The organism is Diaphorobacter ruginosibacter (assembly GCF_014395975.1).
GTDB lineage: Bacteria > Pseudomonadota > Gammaproteobacteria > Burkholderiales > Burkholderiaceae_C > Diaphorobacter_A > Diaphorobacter_A ruginosibacter.
In genome coordinates this window covers 1838999-1864056 of sequence record NZ_CP060714.1, presented here as the reverse complement: position 1 = coordinate 1864056, position 25058 = coordinate 1838999, and the positions used below count along the sequence as shown (strand labels likewise).

The 25058-nt window shown below is 68.6% G+C and carries 17 protein-coding genes and 2 riboswitches; of the genes, 5 read left to right on the top strand and 12 right to left on the bottom strand.

Features of this window, described 5'->3' with window-relative positions; translation table 11 throughout:
- Positions 1-36: 36 nt before the first annotated feature.
- The 5 genes from H9K76_RS08525 to H9K76_RS08505 all read right to left on the bottom strand — a co-directional run bounded on the left by H9K76_RS08525 (position 37) and on the right by H9K76_RS08505 (position 8141).
- Positions 37-2757 carry a winged helix-turn-helix domain-containing protein gene (locus H9K76_RS08525; RefSeq protein ID WP_187599542.1) on the bottom strand — a complete coding sequence of 907 codons (2721 nt, stop codon included), beginning with the start codon at positions 2755-2757 and terminating at the stop codon, positions 37-39.
- Between the two features lie 173 nt (positions 2758-2930).
- Positions 2931-3380: a hypothetical protein gene (locus H9K76_RS08520; RefSeq protein ID WP_187599540.1), complete on the bottom strand. Its 450-nt coding sequence runs from the start codon at positions 3378-3380 to the stop codon at positions 2931-2933.
- Positions 3381-3591: 211 nt separating this feature from the next.
- Entirely contained in the window at positions 3592-4452 is an 861-nt protein-coding gene (locus H9K76_RS08515) for an alpha/beta hydrolase family protein (protein WP_187599539.1), read from the bottom strand.
- 40 nt (positions 4453-4492) lie between these two features.
- Positions 4493-4921, bottom strand: coding sequence for a hypothetical protein (locus H9K76_RS08510; protein ID WP_187599537.1), 429 nt, complete (start codon positions 4919-4921; stop codon positions 4493-4495).
- Positions 4922-4961: 40 nt separating this feature from the next.
- Complete coding sequence (locus tag H9K76_RS08505; RefSeq protein WP_187599535.1) at positions 4962-8141, bottom strand: Kelch repeat-containing protein; 3180 nt, start codon at positions 8139-8141, stop codon at positions 4962-4964.
- 185 nt (positions 8142-8326) lie between these two features.
- On the opposite strand from H9K76_RS08505, the gene H9K76_RS08500 reads away from it, so the two are divergent.
- A complete protein-coding gene (locus H9K76_RS08500; protein ID WP_246475399.1) occupies positions 8327-9439 on the top strand; it encodes a helix-turn-helix transcriptional regulator in 1113 nt (370 codons plus the stop codon).
- A gap of 64 nt (positions 9440-9503) precedes the next feature.
- Here H9K76_RS08500 and H9K76_RS08495 read toward each other — a convergent pair whose 3' ends face one another.
- Positions 9504-11420, bottom strand: coding sequence for a glycosyl hydrolase family 18 protein (locus H9K76_RS08495; RefSeq protein ID WP_187599533.1), 1917 nt, complete (start codon positions 11418-11420; stop codon positions 9504-9506).
- 191 nt (positions 11421-11611) lie between these two features.
- Between H9K76_RS08495 and H9K76_RS08490 the strand changes: the two genes are divergently transcribed.
- The gene (locus H9K76_RS08490) at positions 11612-12778 is read left to right on the top strand and encodes a helix-turn-helix transcriptional regulator (RefSeq protein ID WP_246475397.1); all 1167 of its coding nucleotides are present in this window, start codon (positions 11612-11614) and stop codon (positions 12776-12778) included.
- 38 nt (positions 12779-12816) lie between these two features.
- Positions 12817-13007, top strand: a riboswitch (cobalamin riboswitch).
- A gap of 156 nt (positions 13008-13163) precedes the next feature.
- A complete protein-coding gene (locus H9K76_RS08485) occupies positions 13164-14027 on the top strand; it encodes an ABC transporter substrate-binding protein (protein ID WP_187599531.1) in 864 nt (287 codons plus the stop codon).
- Here the strand turns inward: H9K76_RS08485 and H9K76_RS08480 are convergent.
- The 5 genes from H9K76_RS08480 to H9K76_RS08460 form a co-directional block, all read right to left on the bottom strand.
- Entirely contained in the window at positions 14017-14649 is a 633-nt protein-coding gene (locus H9K76_RS08480) for a vWA domain-containing protein (RefSeq protein WP_246475394.1), read from the bottom strand. The two genes, H9K76_RS08485 and H9K76_RS08480, sit on opposite strands and share 11 nt — an antisense overlap.
- A gap of 35 nt (positions 14650-14684) precedes the next feature.
- Positions 14685-15836 (bottom strand): magnesium chelatase ATPase subunit I, encoded by a 1152-nt coding sequence (locus H9K76_RS08475; RefSeq protein WP_187599529.1) that lies wholly within the window; start codon positions 15834-15836, stop codon positions 14685-14687.
- Between the two features lie 8 nt (positions 15837-15844).
- Positions 15845-19753 carry a cobaltochelatase subunit CobN gene (gene cobN, locus H9K76_RS08470; protein WP_187599527.1) on the bottom strand — a complete coding sequence of 1303 codons (3909 nt, stop codon included), beginning with the start codon at positions 19751-19753 and terminating at the stop codon, positions 15845-15847.
- Between the two features lie 30 nt (positions 19754-19783).
- On the bottom strand, positions 19784-20833 hold the full coding sequence (gene cobW, locus H9K76_RS08465; protein ID WP_187599525.1) for a cobalamin biosynthesis protein CobW: 1050 nt from the start codon (positions 20831-20833) through the stop codon (positions 19784-19786).
- Positions 20834-21204: 371 nt separating this feature from the next.
- Positions 21205-21494: riboswitch (cobalamin riboswitch) on the bottom strand.
- 93 nt (positions 21495-21587) lie between these two features.
- The gene (locus H9K76_RS08460) at positions 21588-22211 is read right to left on the bottom strand and encodes a TetR/AcrR family transcriptional regulator (RefSeq protein ID WP_187599523.1); all 624 of its coding nucleotides are present in this window, start codon (positions 22209-22211) and stop codon (positions 21588-21590) included.
- Positions 22212-22301: 90 nt separating this feature from the next.
- On the opposite strand from H9K76_RS08460, the gene H9K76_RS08455 reads away from it, so the two are divergent.
- Both H9K76_RS08455 and H9K76_RS08450 read left to right on the top strand, forming a co-directional pair.
- Positions 22302-23525 carry an arabinose transporter gene (locus tag H9K76_RS08455; RefSeq protein ID WP_187599521.1) on the top strand — a complete coding sequence of 408 codons (1224 nt, stop codon included), beginning with the start codon at positions 22302-22304 and terminating at the stop codon, positions 23523-23525.
- Positions 23518-24255, top strand: coding sequence for a siderophore-interacting protein (locus H9K76_RS08450; protein WP_187599519.1), 738 nt, complete (start codon positions 23518-23520; stop codon positions 24253-24255). The genes H9K76_RS08455 and H9K76_RS08450 overlap by 8 nt, the downstream gene beginning before the upstream one ends.
- A gap of 26 nt (positions 24256-24281) precedes the next feature.
- Here H9K76_RS08450 and H9K76_RS08445 read toward each other — a convergent pair whose 3' ends face one another.
- Positions 24282-25004, bottom strand: coding sequence for a 2OG-Fe(II) oxygenase (locus H9K76_RS08445; RefSeq protein ID WP_246475393.1), 723 nt, complete (start codon positions 25002-25004; stop codon positions 24282-24284).
- Between the last annotated feature and the right edge of the window lie 54 nt (positions 25005-25058).

The window sequence follows — 25058 nt, the reverse complement described above, 5'->3', positions numbered from 1 at the left end:
CATATTTCCCCGAGCGCCACCGCCCCGTGACAGGGGTCAGCGCACGACACCCAGCCGACGGGCCAGCGCCACCGCCTGAGTGCGGCTGCGTGCGCCCAGCTTGACGTTGATGCTGCGCAGGTGCGTACGCACCGTGCTCTCCGAGACAAACAGCCGCTCGGCCATCGCGGCATTGGAGTAACCCGAGGCCACGAGTTCCAGCACCTTCAGCTCCTTACGGCTCAAGGGGTCCACCAGCACGGGCGGCGCGTCCACGGCTCCGGCGTCTGCCTCATCCGGCGGTTCTTCGGGCTCGATGAGTTCGCCGCTTCTGTCCAGGGCCTCCAGCAACTGGGCGACGTGATCGACGATGATGGGCCCGGCGTCCCGTGCACAACGGGCATCGCGCTGAAACCGGCGCAGCAGCGGCGCCAGCAGTGCGCCTTCATCCAGCAGCAGGCGCATGAATCCCTCCTGCGCCGTGTGGTGCAGCACGCCGGACAACGCCTCCAGCGACTCACCATGACGCCCGTTGCGCGCGAGGGCCAGTGCGCTTAGCAGGCGCAGCTTGAGCTCGCGATGGCGACGGCCGCTGGCCTGGGCCTGGGTGACATGCGCGGCCAGGTCGCGTTCGAGCTCGCCAAGCCCATGGACGAAGCGCAGCCGCCAGCGCAGGCGGCCGATGGCGATGTCCTCCACCTCGTGCGCCGCAAAGCGCAACCGCTCGATGCGCGGCCACACCGCAGGGTCGTCCGCGCGCTGCAGCGCATCGGCTGCGGCCTGGCCATTGCCCTGCAGGGTGAAGATGCGTGCCTGCTCCAGCCTGGCACTGGCGGTGACGCGCGGCAGCTGCCTGTCGTGGCCCAGGAACTCCAGTTCGGTCAGCAGGCCGAAGGCCGAGTCCACGTCGCCGCGCAGGAACGCGATGCGCGCGCGCATGCGGTAGCTGACGATCACATGGTCCGGCAGCCCTGCGTCGCGCGCCAGCGGCAGGTAGACGTTGAGCAGGTGGTCGGCCACATCCAGGTCGTTGCTTTCGTAGAGCACACCCGCATGCAGCACGCCAGCCCACGCATTGCCGTTGGTGGGGTTGTACGAGGCCGCTCGCGGCGTGGCTGCCAAGGCCACCCTGAAGCGCGCGGCCGCCTGCCGCAGCCGGCCCTCGGACTGGTCGAGCACCCCTTGCACGGACTCCGAGTACATGCGGCTGAAGATGCTGCCGTCCTGCGTGCCGTGGGCCGCGTCCAGCAATGCATAGGCCTCGCGCGCATCCCCCATCACCGAGACCACGAAGGCCATGGCATTGGCCAGCGTGCTGTCGGCAAACGGCCGGCAGCTGGGCACATGCATGAGGGCCGCGCGCCCGGCAGGAAGGGCCTCCTCCACCCGGTCCATCGTGGCCAGCAACAAGGGGCGCAAGGCATTCAGATGGGCCTGCACCGACGCATCGGCGCTGTGCTGCGCGGGCGATCGATCCAGGCGCTGCTGCGCCTGCCAGGCTCCGCGCGTGAAGCATTCGGCGTAGACCGCGGCCACCTGCAGCAGGGGCTCGTCGACCAGCAGCTCCGCAGGAATGGCGGCAAACCAGCGCGACAGCAGCCGCATGCGTCCCTGCTCGAGCAGGTGCTCGGCGTGTTCGCGCAGCAGGTGCAGCGCATGGGGGAAATCACCGCCTTCCAGCGCATGCTCGATGGCAGGCACCGGGCGAGCCTGCGACTCGTACCAGCCCGAGGCGGCCAGGTGCAGCCGGGCCACTTCCCGAGGCTGCTCCCGTGCGAGCTGTGCGCGAAGGAAGTCGGCAAACAGGCTGTGGTAGCGATAACTGCCGTTGTCACCGCTGAGCGGCGTGAGAAACAGGTTCTCCGCATCGAGCCGCCCCAGCATCGCGGCGCAATCACAGCGCGGCACCAGCGCCTCGCAGACCCGGGGGTCGAGCGTGCGCAGAATGCTGGTGCGCAGAAGAAAATCACGCACTTCCTCGCTCTGCTGGGCCAGCACGTCCTCGGCCAGGTATTCCGCCACGGCCTGGTCGGTGCCCGAGAAGCGCTCGACGAACTCGCGGTACTGCCCGCGCTTTTCCAGCGCGAGCGACGCCAGCCAGAGCGCGCTGATCCACCCCTCGGTCTTGTCGAGCAACTGCGCCATCGCCTTGGGCGGCAAGGCGCAGCCACGCAGGCGGAAGAACTCGCGGGCCTCGTCCTCGGTGAAGCGCAGCGCGGCCGCGTCGATCTCCAGCAACTGTCCCCGCGCACGCATGCGGCCCAGCCCCATTTCCGGCATGGCCCGTGAACCGATCACCAGGCGCCCGCATGCGGGAAGCTGTTCGGCAAACTGGCGCACCAGCCCCATCACCGCATCGCTCTGCAGCACCTCGAAGTCGTCGAGAAACAAGGCAAACGGCAGGTTGTCGCGCGCCAATGCATTCAGCACGCCGAAGAGATCGCTCGCCGTGCCCGCCTGGGCGTCCAGCGCCCGCACGGCGCTGCCCATGCAATGCAGCAGGCGCGACACGTCATTGTCCGCCGCATCCAGCGTCAGCCATGCCGTGGCGATGCCCGCCGACTCGTATTGCGTACGCAGTTGCTGCATGGCCGTGGTCTTGCCAAAGCCCGCGGGTGCCCGCACCAGCACCAGCCGCGCGCGCAGGGCCTCCTGCAGCCTCGCCTGCATCACCGCCCGCGGCACCTGGGCCGTGGAAGGGCGTGGCGGGCTGAGCTTGGCCTGGGGAATCGAGCCGGCGTAGAGGGTGCTGACGAGCGGAGATGACACGGGCTGCATGCGCCTCCATGGCATGGGCAGTTGAGACCGCCGGCCCTGCACATGGCATGGCGAGGCGACGAGCCCCTAGTTTAGGGTCTTGCCCCAGGGCTTCCCGCCCATCAGCCCCTCGCGAGGCACCTTCGCGACAGGTGCCTGCGGAAGGCATGCCGGGGCCGGCTTTCCGCCAGCCGCTATTTCGGGGCCTTCTTGCGCGAGCGCATCACTTCCACGTTGGCGCGCTGCGCGGCGGTGAAGCCCTGCGCCGCCTTGGCTGCGCCGGGGCCCTTCTCGACAGCCAGCGCCATGCCGGCGTGGAAGGCTGCGAGTGTCGCGGTTGCGTACTCCACACTGGTCAATCCGTGGCGCGCCAGCACCGAGCGCACACGGGGATCGGCGTCGATCTTGCGGGCCATGTCCTCGACGCTTTCATCATCATCATCGTCGTCGCTGCTGTCGTCAGCGTTCTGCCCCGGCCTGGAGCCGGTTTTCGCAGGCAGCTTGTTGACCTCGGCCGTCGCGGCCTCCATGCGGTCCAGCAGCGCCGGAGTGAGGCGGAACGTGGCCGGGTCGGCCACACCTGCGGCCCAGGCGCTTGTCAGCGCTGCACACAGAACAAGGGTGATGACGGGAAGGCGAAACATAAGGATCTCTGGCTCTTTCGCAAGAAGGCGGTTGTCGATGGAAAAGAGGCGCAGGGTAGCAGCGAACAGCGGAGCGCACCCCACCCCGCCGGGGTGGGTCCTTCCCGGCTTATCGTGGACACCTTGCGCAGCCCGTGCCATTGCTCGCTGCGACGCAGGGAGTGATTCCGCAAAAGGGCGCGCATCGCGCCCGGGCTCGTGGGTGACGTTCTCAGTTTCCTGCCGCCCACGCCGCCAGCACCTGCGCCGCGCGCAGCCAGAGGCTTCCCGCGAAGGCGGGCCGGAAGAATCCGAAATGCCCGATGTGCCGGGTGGGCACATCCTCCGGTGCGATGCGCTCCACGCAGCGCGGTGCATTGGCGTAGAAATCGATGAGCTGCTGCGTTCCATGGCATGTCATCAGCTCGTCGTCGCGGATCGAGAGCGCGTGGACGGGAAAGCGTATGGCCGCATAGCTGCGTGCCGCCGCCTCACCCTCCGCGCCCACGCTGTAGCGAGGGTGCAGGCACCAGCGACGCCATTGCAGCATCACTCCGGCCGGGATGTCGCCCACCTTGCGCAGGCGCCGCCCCGGAAAGTAGCCGCAAGCGCCCGTCGCCAGTGGCACCAGCACATGCCAGAACCAGGGAGCGGCCCATTGGACGGTGGGCGTGCAGTCACGCCAATAGCCGCTACCGGCGGCAATACAGAGCAGGCCATCCACCTTGCATGGCTCACGCAGCAGGCCGGGCAACTGCGCGCCCAGGCTATGGCCCAGCAGGAACAGCGGCGAGCCCGGACTCAACGCCTTGGCATGCGCGATGACGGCCTCGTAGTCGCGTGCCCAGTCATGCAGGTCGGCCCGCACCTCGCGCAGGGGCCCTTGCCGGGAATCTCCCTGCCCTCGGTAGTCGAACGTGGTCACCCGGTAACCCTGCTCCGCAAGCCAGTGGGCGAACTCGGCGTAGAAATGCTGGCGCACGCCCAGCGCACCGCCGATGACCACGCTCGCTCGCGTCGGCCCCGGCGTGGCATATGCGCGCAGCGCGACGCAGTGCCCGGTATCGGGGACGGGCAACAGGTAGTGAGGCATCGACGTCGCATTCGACGCTGTCCGGGCAGGCTTCACTCCGTCACCTGGTACCGCATGGGCCGGTGCATGCGGGCGCGGCGCCCTCCTCGCTGCCCTGAATGCCAGGCTCGGGCCCTGGTTCGTCGTCCTCGATGCCATATTGGCGAAGAAAGACGGCGCTGTCCTTCTCCAGTTGTTCCCGCAACGTCCGATCCGCCCGGCGCATGAGTTCATTGCGCGCTGCCTGGCCGCCGTGCATCAGCAGCAGGCTGGCCGCGCCACTTCGATCAAAGGAAGCCGCAATGCCGGCAGCGCCTTGTGCCGCGCCCAATGCCCGCGCCTCGCTCATGAGGTCAGATTCCACCTGGCGCGTGGCATCGGAGTATTCGGGGCCGTCAAAGGCCGATGGCGTCTGGCAGGCCACCAGCATGCCGGTAGCCCCTGCCAGCGCCAGCGCGCTACAGCGCCTTGCAATGGAGAGCTTGTGCATCGGACTCCCTTTTCTTTTCTTTTTCTTTCCTGGCCGGCCGTCAGGCCCTGCGCCGCAACCGCAACGCCCCCAGTGCGCCCGCGCCGAAAGCCAGAAATGCCAGTGCGGGAACACCCAGCGCGGGCACGGCCCGCAGGTTGCCCGGATGGCCGGGATCGGGGTTGGGTCCCGGGCCCGCAGCCCGGGGCGTGGCCGTCACCTGAGGCGAAGGGGCTGAGGTACCGCTCGCGGCCGTGGCGCTGACGGTGAACGCGTAGGCCGTGCCATTGTTCAGACCCGGCACCGTGCAGGTGGTGGAGGGATGCTGCGCCGTGCAGCCGCCACCGCCCGGCTGCGCCGTCACGGAGTAGCTTGTCGGGACCGGGTTGCCTGCGGGCGCTTGCCATCTCAACGTGACCTGCCGATCACCAGCCTGCGCGGCGAGGCCGGTGGGAACTCCGGGGGCACCCACCGGCGGAATGGACTCTGCGGGCGTCGCGGTGACAGGCGCCGACGGCGCTGAAGTGCTGCCGTCCAGCGCCACGGCTGTCGCCGTGAAGCTGTAGACCGTGCCATTGACGAGATTGCGGACCGTGCAGGTCGTGGCGGGATGCTGTGCCGTGCAGGCCGCACCGCCCGGCTGTGCCGTGACGGTATAGCTGACGGGCACGGGGCTGCCGGAAGGTGCCTGCCATGTGATGGCGACCTGGCCATCCCCCGGCTGCGCGCTCAGGCTCATGGGCATGCCGGGTGGGTCGCCATCGGCAGGCATCAGCAGGGTGTAGGCGACCGAGGCTACACCGCCGGTGACCACCCGCACGCTGTACGGCCCGTCCGGCAGCCAGCCGGGCAAGGGCAGCGAGACCAGGCTCGTGGCATCCGACTGCGCGGCAGCCACCCACAGCGCCGGACCACCCCCCAGCCGCTCCAGGCGCAGCACCGGCAAATTCGAGGCAGACTGCTGCGTGGCACCGCTGCCGCCCTCGCTATCGCCAAGGAATCCCGAGCCCTGCAGTTGCAGCGGTACGCCCGCGCGGCGCGCGCCCTGTATCGCCGCGATGGCAGGCCGCTGGCGTCCGGCCGCCTGCGGCGATGGCGTGATCAGCAGTGGCGGCTCGCTGTCACCGGGAGGAACACTGACCAGCGCACTGCCGACCACCAGCACCTGGCCATTCGGCAGCAGCGTGGCGGTGTGGCCTCCGGCGCGATCCTGGTTCAGCGAGCCGGCGTCTTCCCAGCGGTTGCTGACCGGATCGTAGATCTCCATATGGCGTTGCACCGCCGCATTGGCCGGACCGGCGTAGCCGCCCGCCACCAGCACCCGGCCGTCAGCCAGCAGTGTCGCCGTATGGAAGCTGCGCCGATTCACCATGGTGCCAGCGGGCTGCCAGGTGTCCGTGGCGGGGTCGTAGAGCTCGGCCCCCCTGTAGGTGCCGTCGTCGCCGCCGGAAACCAGCACGCGGCCACTGTGCAGCAGCGTGGCCGTATGTCCCCACCTGCGCGGCTGGGCCATGGGGGCGACCGCCGTCCAGGTGTTGGTGCCGGCATCGTAGCGCTCCACGGAGGCCATGCCCGCCCCCTGCGCAGACTGCCCACCGATCACAAGCACCCGGTTGCCAGGAAGGGGCACGGCCGCCTGTGCGGAGCGCGGCGCCAGCAGGGGCGCAGCGGTTTCCCACGTGCGGTCGGTTGCGCGGTAGATCTCCGCATGGCCCAGCGCTGTGGACGGATTGAAGGCCGTCATGCCCCCCGCGACCAGCACCGAGCCATCCGCCAGCAAAGTGGCGCTGTGAAGCTGGCGCAGCTGGGTCAGCGCGGCTGCAGCACTCCAGGTATTGCCGACCGGGTCATACAGCTCGGCGCTGCCCAGCGTGACGCCACCATCGCCATAGCCACCGACCGCCAGCACCTGGCCATCCCTGAGAAGGCTCTGCGTGTGGCTCGCGCGCAGGCCGGTGGCGACCGGAGTGCCCGCAGGCAACCACTGGTTGGATGATGGGAGGTAGCGCACAGGGGGTACGGCCTCCACGTTGTTTCGGATGCCACCCGCCACGAGCACGGAGCCGTCGCCCAACGGTGTGGCCCGACGCGATCCGGAAGTGGCCGTGAGTGCCGCCACGCTGACCGGGGCCTGCGTCTGCGTGAACAGCTCGACGGAAGCCATCGCATCGCCTCCGCCTGCGACCAGCAACTCACCACCCGCCAGCAAGGTGGCCGTGTGGTGGCTGCGGCCCGCGGCCATGCTGCCCTCCCCCATGTGGGTGTTGGCCTGCGGATCGAAGGCTTCGGCGCTGGCCAGGTGAATGGGGCCGTTCGGTCCGCGCCCCGTGCCACCTGTCAGAAGCACGCGGCCGTCGGGCATGAGCGTCGCGTGGTGCTCTCCGCGCGGCACATTCAGCTCAGGCCCCTGCGTCCAGGCGCGCGAGGCGGGATCAAAGATCAGGCTGTCCCGGCGCGGGCCTGCGCTGTCCAGCCCGCCCGCCAGGTACACACGCCCGTCGGGCAGCAAAGTGGCTGTGTGGCCCCTGCGCTGCTGTCCCGCCGGCATCGGCACGCTCTGCCATGCACCGCTTGCGGGGTTGAAGACAAACGCGGCCAGCGTGGGGTTCTCATGGTTGTCCGTGCCTCCCGCCACCAGCACCTGGCCGTTCGCCAGCAGTGTGGCCGTGTGCTGGCGCGCGCCGCTGCCGGGCATCTCGTCGATGCCCGTCCACGTGCGGGTGGCCGGGTCGTAGATCTCTGCACTGCGCAGGGCCGCCTGCCCCGCCATGCCCTGGCCGCCGACGACCAGCACCCGTCCGTCCTGCAACAGCGTCGCCGTGTGATGGCGACGGCGTACCGCCATGTCCGCACCCGCGGGCGTGAAGGCATCCGCCTGCGCGTCGTAGATGAATGCGCTGCCCAGCGGTCCCCCGGTGGTGCTGGTGCCGCCCGCGATCAGCACGGTTCCGTTGCGCAGCCGCGTGCTGGTATGCGCAAGGCGGGGCTGCGGCAGGTTCGCGGCGGCCACCCACCGGCCACTGCCGGGGTCTAGGCGCTGCGTCGAGGCCAGGACACCGCCCGAGCCGTCCTGGCCACCGGCCAGCCAGACGCTGCCGTCGGGCAGCAAGGTGGCGGTGTGCAGCAGGCGCGCGGAGGCAAAGTCGGCGCCTGGCGCCCAGCCGGCGTGGCTGCCGCCCAGCAGGCCCAGATACAGCGCGCTGGCCGCCAGCCAGCGGCCCAGGGATGAGTTTTGGTACATGGTATTCGGGTTGGTTCTTGCGAGAGTCGGACCTTCGGGAGGTACGCAAACACATGAGGATCAGTCGGTCACGATGGAGAACTTACCGGCAGGCAATGCGCTTGAAACCACCCCGCCGGGGTGGGATGTAGCGCGGCATCTACAGTGCGTTGACGCACAGGCAGCCGCGCTCTAAATTCGCGGCGATGAGCCCATCCCATGCCCGCCGCCAAGCCCTTGCCCGCCTGCACGGCATGGCCTGCCTGGGAACCGGCGGCACGCTGCTCATCGAGCCTCTTCTGCAGGAGCTGCATCGGGTGATCGGTTTTGATTCAGGCGGCTACTTCTACCCTGGCGCCGATGGCGAGCTCGATGCGTTCATGGAGTCCCCGGACGTGCAGGCGTCCGTGCCGGAGCACCTTGATCCTGGCATCCAGCACAGCGAGAACCTGGTCTTCCGCAATACCCTGCGCGCACCAGGCGACATCGTGCTGCATGAGCACGGCCCCCGCAGCATGGAGCAGATGCTGCGCGACACATCCCTCGAGACGCTGCTGCGCAGTGACTACTACAACGTCGTGATGCGGCCTGCACAGGTGCGCGATTGGCTGTGCCTGCCCCTGCGTACCCCGCAGGGTCAGGGCGTAGGCATGCTGTTCCTCTTCCGCTCGGCCAGGGCGCAGCCGTTCCAGCCCGAGGAGGTCGCCCTGCTCGCACGGCTGGAACACCAACTTGCGTACATCCTGCAAGGCGGTGAAATGGATGCGCAGGACAGCGAGATCCACAGCGAAGGGGTTCTGGTCGCCACGCTTGAGGGACAGCCGCTGTGGATCTCGCCCGAAGCCGAGGCGTTGATGCCCCTGGCCTTTGGCTGGCGCTGGCGGCGCGGGGCACAACTGCCGGCGGCGCTGCTGGAGCTGCTTCGGCGGCTGCGGGCGCCCTCCGGACGGATGGAGCTGCCCGCCATGCGGCTGCATACCGCCCATGGCTGGTTCTCGCTGCGCGCCATCCTCATGAATGCCGCGCACGCCCCACTGCCCGGGCAGCCGGAACACGCCGTCGCCCTGCACATCACCCACCGCGTGGCGCGCGGCGTACGGCTGCTGTCAACGCTGCAGACGCTTGCCCTGCCGCAACGCCAGCACGAACTCGCCTGGTGGCTGGCACGCGGACTCTCCGAATCACAGGTCGCCCAGCGCATGGGTATCAGCCTCAACACGGCGGTCTACCACCGGCGCCAGCTCTACAACCGGCTGGACGTGACCGGCAGAGAGGAACTGCTGTCGAAGCTGGGGCACGCAGTGCCCGCTCGCCGCTAGCCACCCTGCCGCATGCGCAAAAAAGCCCCGAGCCGGCACCGGCGCGGGGCCCTCTCCTCCCTCCTCAAGGAGCCTGCACGCTCACTGCTGCCGACAGCGGACCTTCCTTGCCGGTGGCGTCGATCATCGCCACCTGGTAGCGGTGGCTGCCGCCGGGCGCTGCGGTATCGACGTACTGCACGGCATTCGTCACCGTCGCGATCGCGGCTCCGTCGCGGTACACGCGGTAGCCCGACGCGCTGGCGTTCATGAACGATTGCTTGACGGCCTGCATCTGGGGATTGCTGCCATCGCTGGGCAGGTAGCCGTAGTTGATCGTCCACACCAGCGTGCCGCCCAGGCCCTGCTCACGCACCCACCGGCCCTTTTCAGCGATGGAGCGCTCGTCCTCGTAGCTGAGGTACGTGACGGGCGCATCGCTCGCGCGCCACCAGGGCTGGCTGTAGCTGATGTAGCTTTGCTTGGCCACGTCGTCCCAGTGGTAGGTCGCGCCAGGCTGGCCGAAGGCATTGTCGTTGACGAGGCGCTGGTAGCTGTTCACGCCGTCACCGCTATTGGATCCGTGCATGCCGCTCTGGCGGGGGCCGGTGATGGGGTTGTTGTAGAACATGCCATAGAGACCCACGCCGATACCCAGCTTGGCGCGCGGCACGCCCGCGTTCAGGTAGGCCTGGACCGTGGAGGCCACGGACGTGGGATGGCTGCCGCTTTCGCCGAACAGCGGCGAGTGGTGCCACGATTGCCAGCCACCGCCCCAGTCACCCGCCATGCTGTAGGTCATGAGGTTGAAACGATCCACCGCCTCGGCCACCTGCACATGCCAGGATGTGATCTCGCCGGGGAAGTTGACGTTCACCCAGAAGCCAGGCCAGCTGATCTCGAACGGCGCGTTCGGAGGCTGGTAGGTCGGGCGCTGCTGCGCCGCCGCGCGCAGCTCGCGCAGCAGCGCCAGCGCCTGGGCGCGGCCCTGGGCGGTATCGAGGTTTTCCTCCCAGTCCACATCCACGCCGTCGTAGCCCTTCTGCTCCGCCTTGTCGAGAATGTTCTTGATGAAGGTGGCACGAATGCCCGCATCCGCCGTGGCGGCCATGAAGCCGGGGCCGTCGAACTCTCCACCCAGCATCATGATCGCCTTGGTGCCGGCCGCGTGGGCCTTGGCGATCAGGCGGTCCTCCGCCTGCGTGTGGGCGGTGCCCGCGCCCTCCATCAGCTCACCCGCCTGCCCGCCCGGCAGCGATCCCTGTCCCGGTGCATAGCGGCCGAAGATGAAGTGCGTCATCGTGCTCATGTCCACGGCCTCGGGCGGGAAATACTCCCAGAACCAGCCGGTGTAGTAGCCATTGACCCACTTGCCGCTGCTGGTGACGGGATTCCATCCCAGACGCACGCCCTGCGGGGTGGCCGTGGCTCCCAGGCCGCCCACCACGGGCAACGGATTGGAGGGTGGCGGTTCGGGGTTGGGGTTTGGATTCGGGCCGGGGTCGCCCGGATCGGTCGGGTCGGTGGGTGTGGAGACCCGGTCCTGCTCGATCACGAACTGCGCCAGCCCGTCACCGCCGCCCTCGAAATATTCCATGCGCACCGTGTGCTGGCCCGCCGTCATGGGCAGGGTGGCCACATCCATGGTGACGCCGTGCAGCGTCCAGTTGTCGATGACGTTCTGCCCGTCCACGAACACGCGCACGCCGTCGTCCGTGAAGGTGATGAACTTGGCCGGACCCGCCTCGAACGGCAGCGTGCCCGTCCAGCGTGCAGAGAAGCCATCCACGGGCAGGCGGGCCGGATCGGGACTGCCCTCGGCGCCGCCCCAGTAGTGGTTGACGGGACCGTCCTCACAGCGCGACAGGACGGGCGCCCCCGACAGTGCGGTGTTCGGAAAATACTCTGCCAGCCATTGGCCGGGAGCGCAGCTTTGGGCGAAGGTGGCCGTGCAGGCTCCGGCCAGCAGCAGCGATGCGCAGATCGTTCTGAGCGTAGGCATGGTGAAAGACACTCCTTGGTTGTTTGCAGGCTGCGCAGACTACCGGTGAACTGCGCGCTGCGCCCCACCCTGGCGGGGGGAGACCGGGCCCTCGGAAATGCAGGCGTCCGGGCCGGCGGGCAGCGGGCGCTCCCCGCCCCACCCTGGCGGGGTGGGGTCTTGATATCTACAGTTGCGTGACAATGCGCACCATGTCGACGTCGCTCGCACCTCCCCGCCAAGCCCTTGCCCGCCTGCACCAGATGGCGGGCCTGGATTTCACCGGGCCCGAGCACATCGAGCCCGTGCTGCATGCCCTGCGCGGACTGATCGGCTTCGACTCCGGCGGCTACCTGTATCCCGACGAGCACGGTGAACTCCATGCGCACATGCAGAGCCCGGAACTCATCGCCAACCTGCCCCACTACTTCGACCCGCGCATGGAGCGCAACGAGAGCCAGTTGTTCCGCCGCAGCCCGCGCCACTTTGCGGGCATGGTGCGCCACGAGCACGGGCCGCACCTGCTCGGTGAGGTACTCACCGTATCCCGGAGCGAACTCCTGCGCAGCGACTACTGGAACGAGATGCTGCGCCCTGCCGGTGTGACCGACTGGCTCACCCTGGTGCTGCGCACGGCGCAAGGCCGCGGGGTGGGCATGGTGTTCCTGTACCGCCACGGCACCTTCTTTTCGCAGGAGGACGCCGCCACGCTCGCGCAACTGGAGGGACACCTGTCCCGCATCCTGCAGGTCAGCGAAAGCGATGCGGCGGACAGCGAGGTGCAGGGCCAGGGCATCGTGGTGGTCACGCCCCGCGGACGGCCCCTGTGGGTTTCGCCCGAGGCCGAGGCGCTGATGCGCATGGCCTTCGGCTGGCATTGGCGCCACGGCGCGGACATGCCGCCCGTGCTGCTGGAATTGCTGCGCCGGCTGCAGGCCGAGCCCGCGCGCAAGGGCTGGCCGGCCATGGCCCTGCCGGCTCTCGAGATACGCAATGTGCACGGTAGCTTCTCGCTGCGCGCCACCCGCATGGCCGACGCCACGGGCCAGCAGCCCGACCGCCAGGCCGCCGCACTGCACGTCACGCGCCGCGTGGCCCACAGCGTGCAACTGCTGTCAGCCCTGGGCGCGCTCAAGCTGCCGCTGCGCCAGCATGAGATGGCCTGGTGGCTCGCGCGCGGCCTGTCCGAAAACCAGATCGCCCAGCGCATGGGCATCAGCATCAACACGGCCGTGTACCACCGGCGACAGCTCTATAACCGCCTCGGGGTGGCCAGCAGGGACAACCTGCTGGTGAAGGTGCGGCAAGGCTATGCGCCGGGGCATGGCGAAGGGGCCGACGTGGACCGGCGCCCCTTGCTGCCCGCGGGTATCGGATAGAAGCCGTTTCATCCCGTGCCATGCTCGCGGGAGCCGGTAGAATCCGCGCCAGCATGGGATTTCCTCCACGGAGGAATGAAAAGGGAACACGTTGCAAATACGTGGCTGTCCTCGCAACTGTGAGCACCGAGCTGCCGCCGGAACCACTGCCGACACCTGTCGGCGGGAAGGGGCGGACAGCGCCAAAGACGGTGCAAGCCAGGAGACCTGCCGATGCGAGTCGTTACTGTGCCATGGAGCGAGGGCTCTTTGTGGTCGGGTTGCCGAGGCAGTAGCGTGAGCCATCACTTTTACCTGCGTCGTGCGGCCCTCGGTGCGTCTTGCTGATCTCAGAGCCCGATGCCGCGCTCGCGTGGAAATCACCAGCACGCTCCCAGTACGGACCATGAACATCCACCTCCACAGAATCGTCGCGGGCACCCTGGCTTGCGCGTCTGCCGTTTCCGCCTCCTCCGGGCAGGCTGCGCCGCTGCGCGTGGTGTCGCTGCAGCCCTCCCTCACCGAAATGGTCTGCGCGCTCGATGCCTGCGACGGACTCGTGGGCATCGACCGCTACTCCAACTGGCCGCAGACCGTGCAGACCTTGCCGCGCGTGGGCGGACTGAGCGACGCGCAGGTGGAGATGATCATGGCGCTCAAGCCTGACCTGGTCTTGCTGCGGCCCCTCAACCGGGCCGCCGACCGCCTGAAGGCGCTGGGCCTGAACGTGCTGCCCGTGGATGCGACCAGCCATGGCGAACTCCGCCTGCAGATGGAGGTCGTCGCACGGGCGCTGGGCAAACCCGGGACGGGCGAGGCGCTCTGGAAGAAGATCGACCAGCGCGTGGAAGCGATCCGCGCCAAGGTGCCGCCCCATTGGAGAGGCAAGCGCGTCTACTTCGAGGTGCATGGCGGGCATGCGGCGGCGAGCGAATCATCCTTCATCGGCGAGACGCTTTCGCGCCTCGGGCTGAAGAACGTGGTGCCCGCCAGCATGGGCCTGTTCCCCAAGCTGGGACCCGAGTTTGCGCTGCGCGCCAACCCCGACCTGCTGATTTCCACCAATGCCTATGGCACGCCGGCCATTGCCGACCGACCGGGCTGGAGCTACATGCCCGCAGTGAAACAGGGCCGTGCCTGCCGCATCTCCTCCGAGCGCTTCGACGTGATCGCGCGCCCCGGGCCTCGCATCGATGAGGCCGCGCAGGAGATCCTGAACTGCCTGCTCGAAATCGACCAGCGCGCCGCCGGCCCCGCCCTCATGCGCTGACGGGCTGGTAGTGCGCGCGCCAGTCCTGCGCAAGCTGCTGCGCGCGCCGCAGGGGCGCACGCGAGGACTCGAAGTCCAGGATCCGGATTTCATCGGCATACGCCGGACGCGCGGGCCGTTCGCGGGTTCTCGCGTCGGTCATCAGCCAGAGCCAGCCCTGCAAGGCTGCCAATCTGAGGGCCTGCATGCGCAGCAGGCCATCCGCGGCCCCGAGTGCCTGCACAAGCGGGGTACCGCCGCCGCCGCCGATGGGCGCCACCCACTCCTCGTTCCAATGCGCGGCGCGCGACGGCGGCAGGCGCAGCTCGACGCCTGCGCCACCAAAGCAGATCAACGCCACCTGTTCGCGGCGCTGGTAGGCCTCCTCCAGCAAGCCCAGCAGGACGCCCTTGGCCCGTGCGAGCGCACCGCTCGTGACCATGGAGGCCGAGCAGTCAAGCACCATGCAATGCAGGCGCACCGCACGCGGCTGCAGCGGCCTGCGCCGCAGGTGTTCGGCAGCCAGCGCCTCGCCTCCGCGCGCCATGAGCGTCCGCGGCCAGTCCAGCCCGCCCGTCTGCGCATGCCGTGCATCCGCGCCCCGTTCATCCGATCGAGCCTCCGCCGCGCCGCGTGCCCGCACCGACAGGGTGGCCAGGGCATTCCGGGGGCGAAGGCTCAGGCTTTTTTTGATGCATCGGCTCCCGTGCTGCGCAGCGGCATGAAGGCATGGTTGCTGCCCAGCCGCTCCAGCGCCACCGCCTCGGGCGGCATGTAGCCCCAGTCTCCCGAAGCATCCGTACCATGCGCACCACCCGAAGCGCCCTGCTCCCGCGAGGCCGTGGGAGATGCCGGCCCGGCCTGCTGGCGGGCTTCGCTCGGTGTCTTCTGCATCGACGATAGCGCTGGAGCAGGCATGTCGCCGAGCTGGGCCGGTGCGCCCGGCTTGCGCCTGTGTGCAAGAACCAGTTCCGCAATGCCGTCGACGTGCCCGGTCTGCAGTTCATCGGCATCCAGCCATGCGGCCCATGCACGCGCTGCGCGCAGCAGCACCAGGTCGGCACGCAGGCCGTCCACCTGTGCGCTCACGGCCCAGCGTCCCGCATGGGCGATCACCTCGTCGCCCCATGGCAGGACATCGGTGGATGCCAGGCGCCCGCGCGCCCGCGCGAGGCGTGCCGCCAGCTCCGACTGCGCCGCCGCGTGGCGCGCACGGAAAGCCTCCGGGTCGGCATCGAACGCCAGACGCGAGCGCACGATCGCAAGCCGCTCTTCGGCATCGTTCACGTTCTGGAGCCGCACGCACAGGCCCAGCCTGTCCAGCAGCTGGGGACGCAGCGCCCCCTCCTCCGGGTTCATGGTGCCGACCAGCACGAAGCGCGCAGCATGGCTGTGCGATATGCCATCGCGCTCCACCACGTTGGTACCGCTGGCCGCTGCGTCGAGGACCACATCGACCAGCGAGTCGGCCAGCAGGTTGATCTCGTCCACGTAGAGCACGCCGCCATCCGCACGCGCCAGCAGGCCTGGCGCGAATTCGAGGGCATGGCCCGCAAGCGCATGCTCGAGGCTCAGCGTTCCCGCGACATGCTCGAGCGTGGCTCCGAGCGGCAGGGTGACAAAGGGCGCACCGTCGATCAGTTCGGCCAACGCACGGGCGGCCGTGGACTTGGCGGTGCCGCGCGGCCCTTCGATGAGCACGCCGCCGATCCGCGGGTCCAGCGCGGCGATGATCAGCGCCTGGCACAGCGCGGGCTGGCCGGTGATCGCTGCAAAGGGGAACAGCACGGGCAACGCGGCCTGCGCCGATACGGTCTTGGAAGATGTCATGGCATTCGTCATCGGATCGTGCCGCCTTCGAGCTGCTGCTCCTGTGCGAGCATCAGGTCTTCGAGGCGTTGGCGATAGTCGCCGGGCTGCTCCCAGAGGCCGCGCTGCATGGCCTCGAGCAGGCGCTCGGTCATGTCGCGGCGCGCCTGCGGGTTGTAGCGGTCGAGAAACTCGCGGTTCTGTTCATCGAGCAGGTAGGCATCCGTCACCATGGCGTAGTGATGATCGCCCACCTGGTGGGTGGTGGCATCGAAGCCGAAAAGGTAGTCCACCGTGGCGGCCATCTCGAACGCACCCTTGTAGCCGTGGCGCCTCGCCCCTTCCATCCACTTGGGGTTGGTCACGCGTGATCGCACCACGCGCGCGATTTCCTCGCGCAGCGTGCGCACGCGGGCGTTCTGCGGATTGGCATGGTCCCCGTGATACAGCACGGGCTGGCTGCCGGAGAGATGCCGGACGGCCGCCGCCATGCCCCCCTGGAACTGGAAGTAGTCGCTCGAATCGAGCAGGTCGTGCTCGCGGCTGTCCTGGTTCTGCAGCGCGATGTCCATGTCGCCCAGGCGCTGCTCCAGCGCTCCCAGCGCCGGGACCCCTTCCGCGTCCTGGCCATAGGCATAGGCGCTCCACTGCACGTAGGCATTCGCAAGGTCCGCGTCACTCTGCCAGCCACCGGTCTGGAACAGCCCCTGCAGCCCCGATCCGTAGTGCCCCGGCGGCGCGCCGAACACGCGCCAGCTTGCCTGCCGCAGCGCCATGGCGTCGTCCATGCCGGCCTCCCCGAGCTGCGCTGCCTCGCGCAGGATGCGTGCCCGGATCGGATTGTCCTGTTTGTCTTCGCCATCGAGCGCGGCCACGGCCTGCACGGCCGCGTCGAACATCTGCACCACGCCGGGAAAGGCATCGCGGAAGAAGCCCGAGATGCGCAGCGTCACGTCCACGCGCGGACGGTGCAGGCCCACGCAGGGAATCACCTCGAAGTCCACCACCCGGTGGCTTCCAGGCGCCCAGCGGGGCCGCACGCCGATGAGTGCGAAGGCCTGGGCCACATCGTCGCCCCCCGTTCGCATGGTGGCCGTTCCCCAGACCGACAGGCCCAGCGTGCGCGGATAGTCGCCATGCTCCTGCAGATAGCGCTCGATCACGCGCCGGGCTGCCTGTTCGCCAAGCTCCCAGGCGGCCTGGGTCGGAATGGCCCGTGTGTCGAGCGTATAGAAGTTGCGGCCCGTCGGCAGCACATCGGGGCGCCCGCGAGAAGGTGATCCGCTCGGCCCCGGCGGCACGAACCGGCCCTCCAGTCCGCGCAGCAGCTGCCGGATTTCCTCATCGCCGCAGCGATCGAGCGCGGGCGCGAGCTGTGTCCGGACATGCTCCAGTGCAGCCCGCGTTCGCGGCCATTGACCGAACGGGTGCTCCCCCGCCTTGCCGGCCTCCTCGATCACACGCGCGGCAAGCAGTTCCAGCCGCTCGCGCGTGTCGCCCTCGTGCCGCCAGGCATCGCCGCTGACGTCCTGCAGCACCTGAGGCCTGGGGCCCTGCCATGCACGCGCGGGCTCCATGCGCAAGGGGTCGAAAGCACTGGCACCAGTGGCGTCTCCATCGGCCGGCGCATCCGCCAGCAGGTCATCGGCCAGCGCCTGCAGCAGGCTCCGGCCCTGCGCGGAGGGATAACGCGCGAGTGCCAGCAGGGTATCGCGCCGCTGCACGCCCCGGGGCGACATGCCGAACACATGCAGGCCGTCGCGGATCTGGGTTTCCTTGAGTTCACAGAGGTAGGCATCGATGCGCTCGAGCAGCGCGTCGTCCGCGTCCCCGGCATCGCCGGCCCCTGCGGAGCTGCCCTCGGCCATGTCCTCCAGCAGGTGCTGCTGGCGCACCAGAGCGAGGATCTGCCTGCGCAGCAGCTCCGCCCGGCGCAGATCGACCAGCAGCGCGTCGTAGTATTCATCGACGAGCCGCTCCAGATCCTGCAGCGGCCCGTGGTTTTCCGCGCGCGTGAGCGGCGGCATGAGATGGTCGATGATCACGGCCTGGCTGCGGCGCTTGGCCTGCGCGCCTTCGCCGGGATCGTTGACGATGAAGGGATAGAGGTGCGGCAGCGGCCCGAGGATCGCATCGGGCCAGCATTGCGCGGACAGCGCGAGGCTCTTGCCCGGCAGCCACTCCAGGTTGCCGTGCTTGCCCACATGCACCAGTGCATCGACACCCCACACATCGCGCAGCCAGAAATAGAACGCGAGATAGCTGTGGGGCGGCACCAGCTCTGCGTCGTGGTAGCTCGCGTAGTCCTGCGCGCCCATGCCCCTTCCGGCGTCCGCCAGCGCTCGCGCTGGCTGGATGCCCACGAACACCGTGCCCAGCCGCAGCCCGGCAATCATGAAGCGCTGCTGACGCAATGCGGGATCAGATTCGGGCGGTCCCCAGCGCGCGTTGATGGCATCGGCCATGCCCGGCGCCAGCTCCGCGAGCCGCGCGAGGTAGTCGGCGAGCGGGTAGCTTTGCCATGCCGCGCGCAGCGGCCACTGCGCGGGATCGTTGGCGATGCCTTGGGTCAGGGTTTTCATGAGCGCATCGCCGCTGGCGGGCGCATCGTCGCTCACCCCATAGCCCTCGGATTTCAGCGCACGGAGAATGTGAATGACGGACTCTGGCGTGTCCAGCCCCACGCCGCTGCCGATCCGTCCCTCGCTGCCCGGGTAGTTGGCAAGCACCAATGCCAGCCGCTTCTCGGAGGCAGGCTTGGTGCGCAGCGCACACCAGCGCGCTGCGAGCTCGGCCACGAAGTCCACGCGGTCGGGCTCCGGCTGGTAGGCCACCACGTCGGTCTGCGTGTAGGGGCAGCGGTGCGACAGGCCCTTGAAGCTCACCGCCCGCGTGATGATGCGGCCGTCGATCTCTGGCAGCACGATCTGCATGGCGATGTCGCGCGGGCGCAGGCCCTGGCTGTCCTCCAGCCAGTCTTCACGATTGCCGCCGCTGGCGATCACCTGCAGCACGGGAGCATCGCCCGCGAGCGACTGCCCCTCGCCAAGTGCCGAGAACGCGGTGGTGTTGAGCACCAACTGCACGCCATGCGTCTCGCACAGGCCCTGGAATGTGGAGAGGCACAGCGCGTCCTTGAGCGAATCCAGCGCCACGGGCAACGGATTCATTCCGCGCTCGCTCAGCGCCAGCGCCATGGCGTCGAACGCCGCCGTGTTGCCGGACAGCAGGTGGGCGCGATAGAACACCAGTGCCACCACGGGGGCCCCGGGTTGCCATACAGCTTCGAGGTCATCGATGCCGACAACCGAATGGCCCGTGGTGTTGCCTGGCGTGTTGCCTGGCTCGTTGCCGGGTGCCTGGCGAGAGACAAGTCCTTGCGGAACATGCACGGCCACCTGCGGCAGGCCGCGCGGCGGTGCGGGCTCCGCGCCGAACTGCAGGCCATGGAAGGCCGCGGCCTGGACGAAGGCCCGGGCATTCGCGGCACCGCCCGAACGCAGATACTGCCACAGCAGGCGGCAGATGGGCAGCGGCAGGGTGCTGTGCTCCAGCAGCCGCAGGTCTTCCTGCAGGTCGCCCGAGAACATCGCCAGATGCTGGCCGCGCTCGCGCGCAAGCGCCGCGATCTGCTGCACGCCATAGGGCCACGCGGATTCCGAACCGAGGTGATCCACCACCACCACGCGCGCATGGCGCAGCACCTCGTCCACATAGAGATCGAGGGATGCGCTCTGCCGCAGGTGCAGCAGGTTGGCCAGGCGCACCTGGGGAAACTCCGGTGACTCCTGCGCCATGCGGGCACAGGCCTGTGCGAGCAAGGCCAGCGTGGTGTCCGCGGAGCTGAGGATCACGATGTCCGCCGGCGTCTGGTCCAATCGCGTGACAACGCTTTCGTCCTCTACGAATCCTCCCGGGCGGGTACTGAGCAAATGCATGGACTGTTCCTGCTTGTCTGGAAGGCCGACTCAGGCCTCGACGCCGGCAAGGCCCGCGCGCAGCGCCTTCTCGTCCAGGTCCTGGCCGATGAACACGAGGCTGGTGCGGCGCTCTTCACCGGTGCGCCACGCGCGGTCGAAGTGCGAGTCGAGCCGGCGGCCCACGCCCTGCAGCAACCACCGCATCGGCTTGCCCGGAATGTCGGCAAAGCCCTTCACGCGCAGGATGTTGTGCTCGCCCACCAGGCGGTTGACGGCCGCCAGCAGGCGATCGCGGTCCACGGGAGGCAGGTCGACCACGAAGGAGTCGAACTCGTCATGGTCGTGGTCTTCCTCGTGGTCGTGGTGGCTGGTGCGCTGGTCGATCGTGGCCTCGGCCGCCTTGCCCAGGCCCAGCAGCACATCGAGCGGCAGTCGGCCATGGTCCGCATGCACGATCTTCACCTGTGGCGACAGTTCCTCGCGCACCAGCGCCTGCACCCGGGCCAGGGCCTGCTCGTCCACGCCATCCACCTTGTTGAGCACCACCAGGTCGGCCGCGCTCAACTGGTCCTCGAAGAGCTCGTGCAGCGGCGATTCATGATCCAGGTTCGGATCCGCGCGGCGCTGCTCGTCCACGGCCTCGGGGTGGGCCGCAAACTGACCGGCAGCGGCGGCGGGCGTATCGACCACGGTCACGACGGCATCCACCGTGAAGACGCTCGCAATCTCGGGCCACTGGAATGCCTGCACCAGGGGCTTGGGCAGGGCCAGGCCCGAGGTTTCGATGAGGATGGCGTCGAGCTGGCCGCGCCGTTCGGCGAGCTGCTTCATCACGGGGAAGAATTCCTCCTGCACGGTGCAGCACATGCAGCCGTTGGCCAGTTCGTAGAGCGCGCCCTCCACCGGCGCCCCGCTCTCGTCGCAACCGATGCCGCAGCCCTGCAGGATTTCCCCGTCGATGCCCAGCTCGCCAAACTCGTTGACGATGACGGCGATGCGCCGGCCGTCGGCGTTATCCAGGATGTGGCGCAGCAGCGTGGTCTTGCCGCTGCCGAGAAAGCCGGTGACGATGGTTGCGGGGATCTTGGCGGTGTTCATGCGATGCGCTCCAGGATGGAGAAGGTTCCGAGAGGACCGATCGCCCAGCACCCCGGCGACCGGCGCGTATGCATGGCAGAAAGCGGGAGGCATGCGGCGCGCAGCGAATCCTGCGCGCCTCGACGAACATGCGCGGGCGCCGTGCCTGCGTTCATGTGCGCCTCCCGGATCCCGCCTCGCCCACCCGCGAAGCCGTCGGAGTCATCGAACGATGAGTCATCAATACACACCGCAGGCGCGCCGTTCCGGGAAAAGGCCTTGAAGACAAGCATCACGGTGGCACAGGCGTCATGCCGAGCAGGGATGACGGTGGCCAACCGGACCGCATGCGCAGGCCCGCCCGGACACGCACTCTCCCGCGGCGTCCGAAGCGAAGCAAAGGCCGGTATCCGGGCTCGCAAGACGCCGGGCATGTCTGCTACCGGCCCGGTTCCGCGCCTTCCCACGTCTTGTCAGAGGTTGACGACGCAGTGACCACGAGCCCGCGCGGCATGGTTTCCATGCTTCGCGCGGCCCATTCGGGAACCTTGGCTTGCTTACCGTTGCGGGGGCAGCGCAGGCCTTGCGAGGCGCCATGCGGCGTCGCTCACCTGCTTCCCGTTGAACCCGATTGAATGCGCATGCAGGGCATGCTGGCAGTCGTTCAGGCACCTTTGCATCGGCGCGGGTCAGGCGCGGAACATGCCGCGATCCAACCCGCCCGGGCATTATCGTGCAATTCTCCCGTGGCGCGAGAAAGCCGGACGCCCCTCGCCTACCTTGGCGGTCCGCCGCACAGGTAGCGGACCAGCATCTCCACGATCGCCTCCTCCACCTTCTCGATCGGGTGCGGTGCGCCCGGAGGAATCACCGCGGCATGGATCAGCGACTCCATGGTCTGCAGCGCAACCCAGGCCGCCAGCCCCAGGTCCTGCTGCGTCACTTCGTGCCGATGCTCCTCCAGCAGCCGTTGGATGCGGTGGTGAATGCTCTGGTCCGCCTGGCTCTGGTCCGATGGTGCATCGAAGAACGGAAACTCCTTCTCCAGCACCTGGTGCAACTGGGGCGCGACCCGGTGCGCGGCCAGCCACGCGTGGACGATGGCGGCCAGCTGGCCCCGCAGGTCCAGCGACGACGCGCTCGCGAGGACAGTCTCCATCGCGGCATGCATCTCGACCGCATGCCGCTCGTGCAGCGCCGTGATCAGCGAGTCCTTGTTGGGGAAGTACTGGTACACGGAGCCGACGCTGACGCCCGCGCGCTCGGCCACTAGGTTGGTGTTGGTGGCGGCGTAGCCGCGCTCGCTCAAAACGCGAGCCGTGGCTTCCAGAATGGCATCGACCAGGGCCCTGGATCGGCTCTGGCGAGGGATGCGTCGTGGCTGGGGCAGTGCTGTCATGGGTCCGTCCTAACGCGAGTTTTCAACGTGAGCAATGACTCATATTATTCCAAATATCGAGCAAATGCTCATGTTTGGAGTGATGGATTCATGTCTTCCCGTTCTCGTACGACCACCACGGCCGCAGCGCCTCCGCCGCCCGCCGTCAACGTCTTTCTCAAGCTGCTGCCCATCACGCTGGCAGTGTTCATCGGTTTCCTCACCATCGGCCTGCCACTGCCGGTTCTTCCGCTGCATGTGCATGACGGACTGGGCATGAGCACGCTGGTGGTCGGCATCGTCATCGGTACACAGTTCGCCGCTGCCCTGCTGTCCCGTGCATGGGCCGGCAATCTGGCCGACACCCGCGGCTCCAAGCGCGCCGTGGTCACCGGTTTCCTGGTGGCATCCGGTTCGGGCGTGGCCTATCTGGCTTCGCTGGCTTTTCCCGGGTCACCGGAAACCTCCATCTGGGTCCTGCTGCTCGGGCGCGTGCTGCTGGGCTGCGGTGAAAGCCTGGTCGTGACCGGCGCCCTGAGCTGGGGCATCGGGCTCGTGGGCCCGCAGAACGCGGGCAAGGTCATGGCCTGGGTGGGCACCGCGATGTATGGCGCCTACGCGGTCGGCGCCCCGGCCGGGGTGGCTGTCAACAGCGCCTACGGGTTTGCCGGCATCTCCATCGCCGCTGCCGCCCTTCCCCTGCTCGCATGGGCGCTTGTCGCGAACGTGCGGGCCATCGCACCCACCGCCGTCCGCCGCACGCCGTTCTACAAGGTGCTGGGTGTCGTGGGCGGCGCGGGCCTCGGCCTGGCCCTCTGCAGCGTGGGCTTCGGCGTCATCACGGCCTTCATCGCCCTGCTGTTCGCCGCCCGTGACTGGGGCAATGCCTCCCTGGCGTTCACTGCTTTCGGGCTGGCCTTCATCGGCGCCCGCATCTTCTTCGGCCACCTGCCCGACAAGCTCGGCGGCGCACGCGTCGCCGCCGTCTGCGTGCTGATCGAAGCCGTGGGGCAGTTGCTCATCTGGGGTTCACACACGCCCGCCATGGCCTATGCCGGCGCGGCGCTGACCGGCTTCGGCTACTCGCTGGCATTCCCCGGCTTCGGGGTGGAGGCCGTGCGCCGCGCACCGCCGCAAAGCCGGGGCGTGGCCATGGGCGCCTATGTCGCGTTCCTGGACATCTCGCTGGGCATCACGGGCCCGGCCCTGGGTGCGGTGGCCGGCGCATGGAGCGTCGATGTGGTCTACCTGGTGGGGACCGTCGCCGTGGCCTCTTCGCTGCTGGTCGCCGTGCGCCTGCTGACAACCCGCCCTCAGGGAGCACACCATGCATGAAACAGACACCAAGCCGCGCAGGACACGCGCAACGGGCATCGTGCAGGCCGTCCGCAGCGTCACGCCTCACATGCGGCGCATCACCGTGGGCGGCGGCGAGATCGCCGAGTTTCTCAACACGGATGGCATCGACGAGCCGGCCGCATGGGTGAAGGTCTTCCTGCCGTCCGGCGAAGGCCGCGCCTACACCATTCGGCAGATCGACTTCAGGGCCGGCACACTGGACCTGGACTTCGTCCTGCACGGCACCACGGCCGACTCCGGCCCTGCCGCCCACTGGGCGTCCCAGGCGCGCGTCGGCGAACACATTGGTATCGCGGGCCCTCGCAGCGGCGGGTTCGTGCTTCCCGGCAACGCGCGCTGGGTGATGCTCGCGGGAGATGCCACGGCCCTGCCCGGCATCCAGAGCATTGCCAGCCGCCTGCCCGCCGACGTCAACGTCAAGGTCTACGCGGAGGCGCCGACTCCCGACGACCGGCAACCCATCGAGAGCCCGGCCAGGCTGCGCATCGAGTGGATCCATGCCCAGCCCGAACCCGGCCTGGGCCTGTGCCAGTCGCTGCTGCACCGCCCCCTGCCTCCCGGCCCGGGCTACATCTGGATGGCGGGCGAGTCGGCGGCCATCCGGGTGCTGAAGCTGCACTATCTGCAGGAGCGGGAGCTGCCGCGCCAGGGCGTGAGCGCCAAGGGATACTGGAAATCGGGAGAGGCCGACCATCGGGACGCGTGACGGGGCACCTCTCAGTCGTCGCGGGCTCACCTCGCGTCATGAAAGATGAGCCCCACGGTATGGCGCCGGCCGCTGCGCACGCGGCTGACGCCATGGCGCATGGCAAGCCGGCGAAAGCCACGCTGCCCCCTGGCGGGTCGCTGGTTGACGGTGAAGATCACCGCGTCTCCCTGCCGCAGCGCAATCACCTCCGCGCGCTGCCCATGGGCCCCGCTCTCGGTCATGACGAATTCGCCGCCGGTGAAATCCCTTCCGGGCTCCGACAGCAGGACGGCCACCTGGAGCGGAAACACATGCTCGCCATAGAGATCCTGGTGAAGACAGTTGTAGTCGCCCTCCGCGTATTGCAGGATCAGCGGCGTCGGCCGCGTCTGCCCGGCCCGGTGGCAGCGCTTCAGGAAGGTGTCCAGGTCGTCCGGATACAGCTCCGCCACTCCCAGCCGCTGGTTCCAGCGATTGGCAATCGGCGCGAGGCGTGGATACAGCGTGTGCCGCCACTGGTCCAGGAGCGGCGGCAGCGGATAGGCAAAGTACTTGTACTCGCCGCGACCAAAGCCATGACGGCCCATGACGATCCGTGATCGGTAGATGTCTTCGCGCGGATAGAGCGCCGCAAGGCCGTCGCACTGCCCTGCCGCCAGGAAACCGCGTAGCACGGCGTGTCCACGGGCGTCCAGATCCTGCTCCACGCGTGCCCAGTCATAGGTCTGACATTGCCGTTCGCAGTCGTGGTCCATGGAGGTCGTCATTGCGTCATTCGCTGCCGTTTAAGGAATGAGGCCAGTCTAGAACCGCCGCCGCAT

Excerpts from the sequence above, each read along its gene's own strand:
- H9K76_RS08525 (WP_187599542.1), bottom strand. The coding sequence starts at position 2,757 with ATGCAGCCCGTGTCATCTCCGCTCGTCAGCACCCTCTACGCCGGCTCG.
- H9K76_RS08520 (WP_187599540.1), bottom strand. The coding sequence starts at position 3,380 with ATGTTTCGCCTTCCCGTCATCACCCTTGTTCTGTGTGCAGCGCTGACA.
- H9K76_RS08515 (WP_187599539.1), bottom strand. The coding sequence starts at position 4,452 with ATGCCTCACTACCTGTTGCCCGTCCCCGATACCGGGCACTGCGTCGCG.
- H9K76_RS08510 (WP_187599537.1), bottom strand. The coding sequence starts at position 4,921 with ATGCACAAGCTCTCCATTGCAAGGCGCTGTAGCGCGCTGGCGCTGGCA.
- H9K76_RS08505 (WP_187599535.1), bottom strand. The coding sequence starts at position 8,141 with ATGTACCAAAACTCATCCCTGGGCCGCTGGCTGGCGGCCAGCGCGCTG.
- H9K76_RS08500 (WP_246475399.1), top strand. The coding sequence starts at position 8,327 with ATGAGCCCATCCCATGCCCGCCGCCAAGCCCTTGCCCGCCTGCACGGC.
- H9K76_RS08495 (WP_187599533.1), bottom strand. The coding sequence starts at position 11,420 with ATGCCTACGCTCAGAACGATCTGCGCATCGCTGCTGCTGGCCGGAGCC.
- H9K76_RS08490 (WP_246475397.1), top strand. The coding sequence starts at position 11,612 with ATGTCGACGTCGCTCGCACCTCCCCGCCAAGCCCTTGCCCGCCTGCAC.
- H9K76_RS08485 (WP_187599531.1), top strand. The coding sequence starts at position 13,164 with ATGAACATCCACCTCCACAGAATCGTCGCGGGCACCCTGGCTTGCGCG.
- H9K76_RS08475 (WP_187599529.1), bottom strand. The coding sequence starts at position 15,836 with ATGACATCTTCCAAGACCGTATCGGCGCAGGCCGCGTTGCCCGTGCTG.
- cobN (WP_187599527.1), bottom strand. The coding sequence starts at position 19,753 with ATGCATTTGCTCAGTACCCGCCCGGGAGGATTCGTAGAGGACGAAAGC.
- cobW (WP_187599525.1), bottom strand. The coding sequence starts at position 20,833 with ATGAACACCGCCAAGATCCCCGCAACCATCGTCACCGGCTTTCTCGGC.
- H9K76_RS08460 (WP_187599523.1), bottom strand. The coding sequence starts at position 22,211 with ATGACAGCACTGCCCCAGCCACGACGCATCCCTCGCCAGAGCCGATCC.
- H9K76_RS08455 (WP_187599521.1), top strand. The coding sequence starts at position 22,302 with ATGTCTTCCCGTTCTCGTACGACCACCACGGCCGCAGCGCCTCCGCCG.
- H9K76_RS08450 (WP_187599519.1), top strand. The coding sequence starts at position 23,518 with ATGCATGAAACAGACACCAAGCCGCGCAGGACACGCGCAACGGGCATC.
- H9K76_RS08445 (WP_246475393.1), bottom strand. The coding sequence starts at position 25,004 with ATGACGACCTCCATGGACCACGACTGCGAACGGCAATGTCAGACCTAT.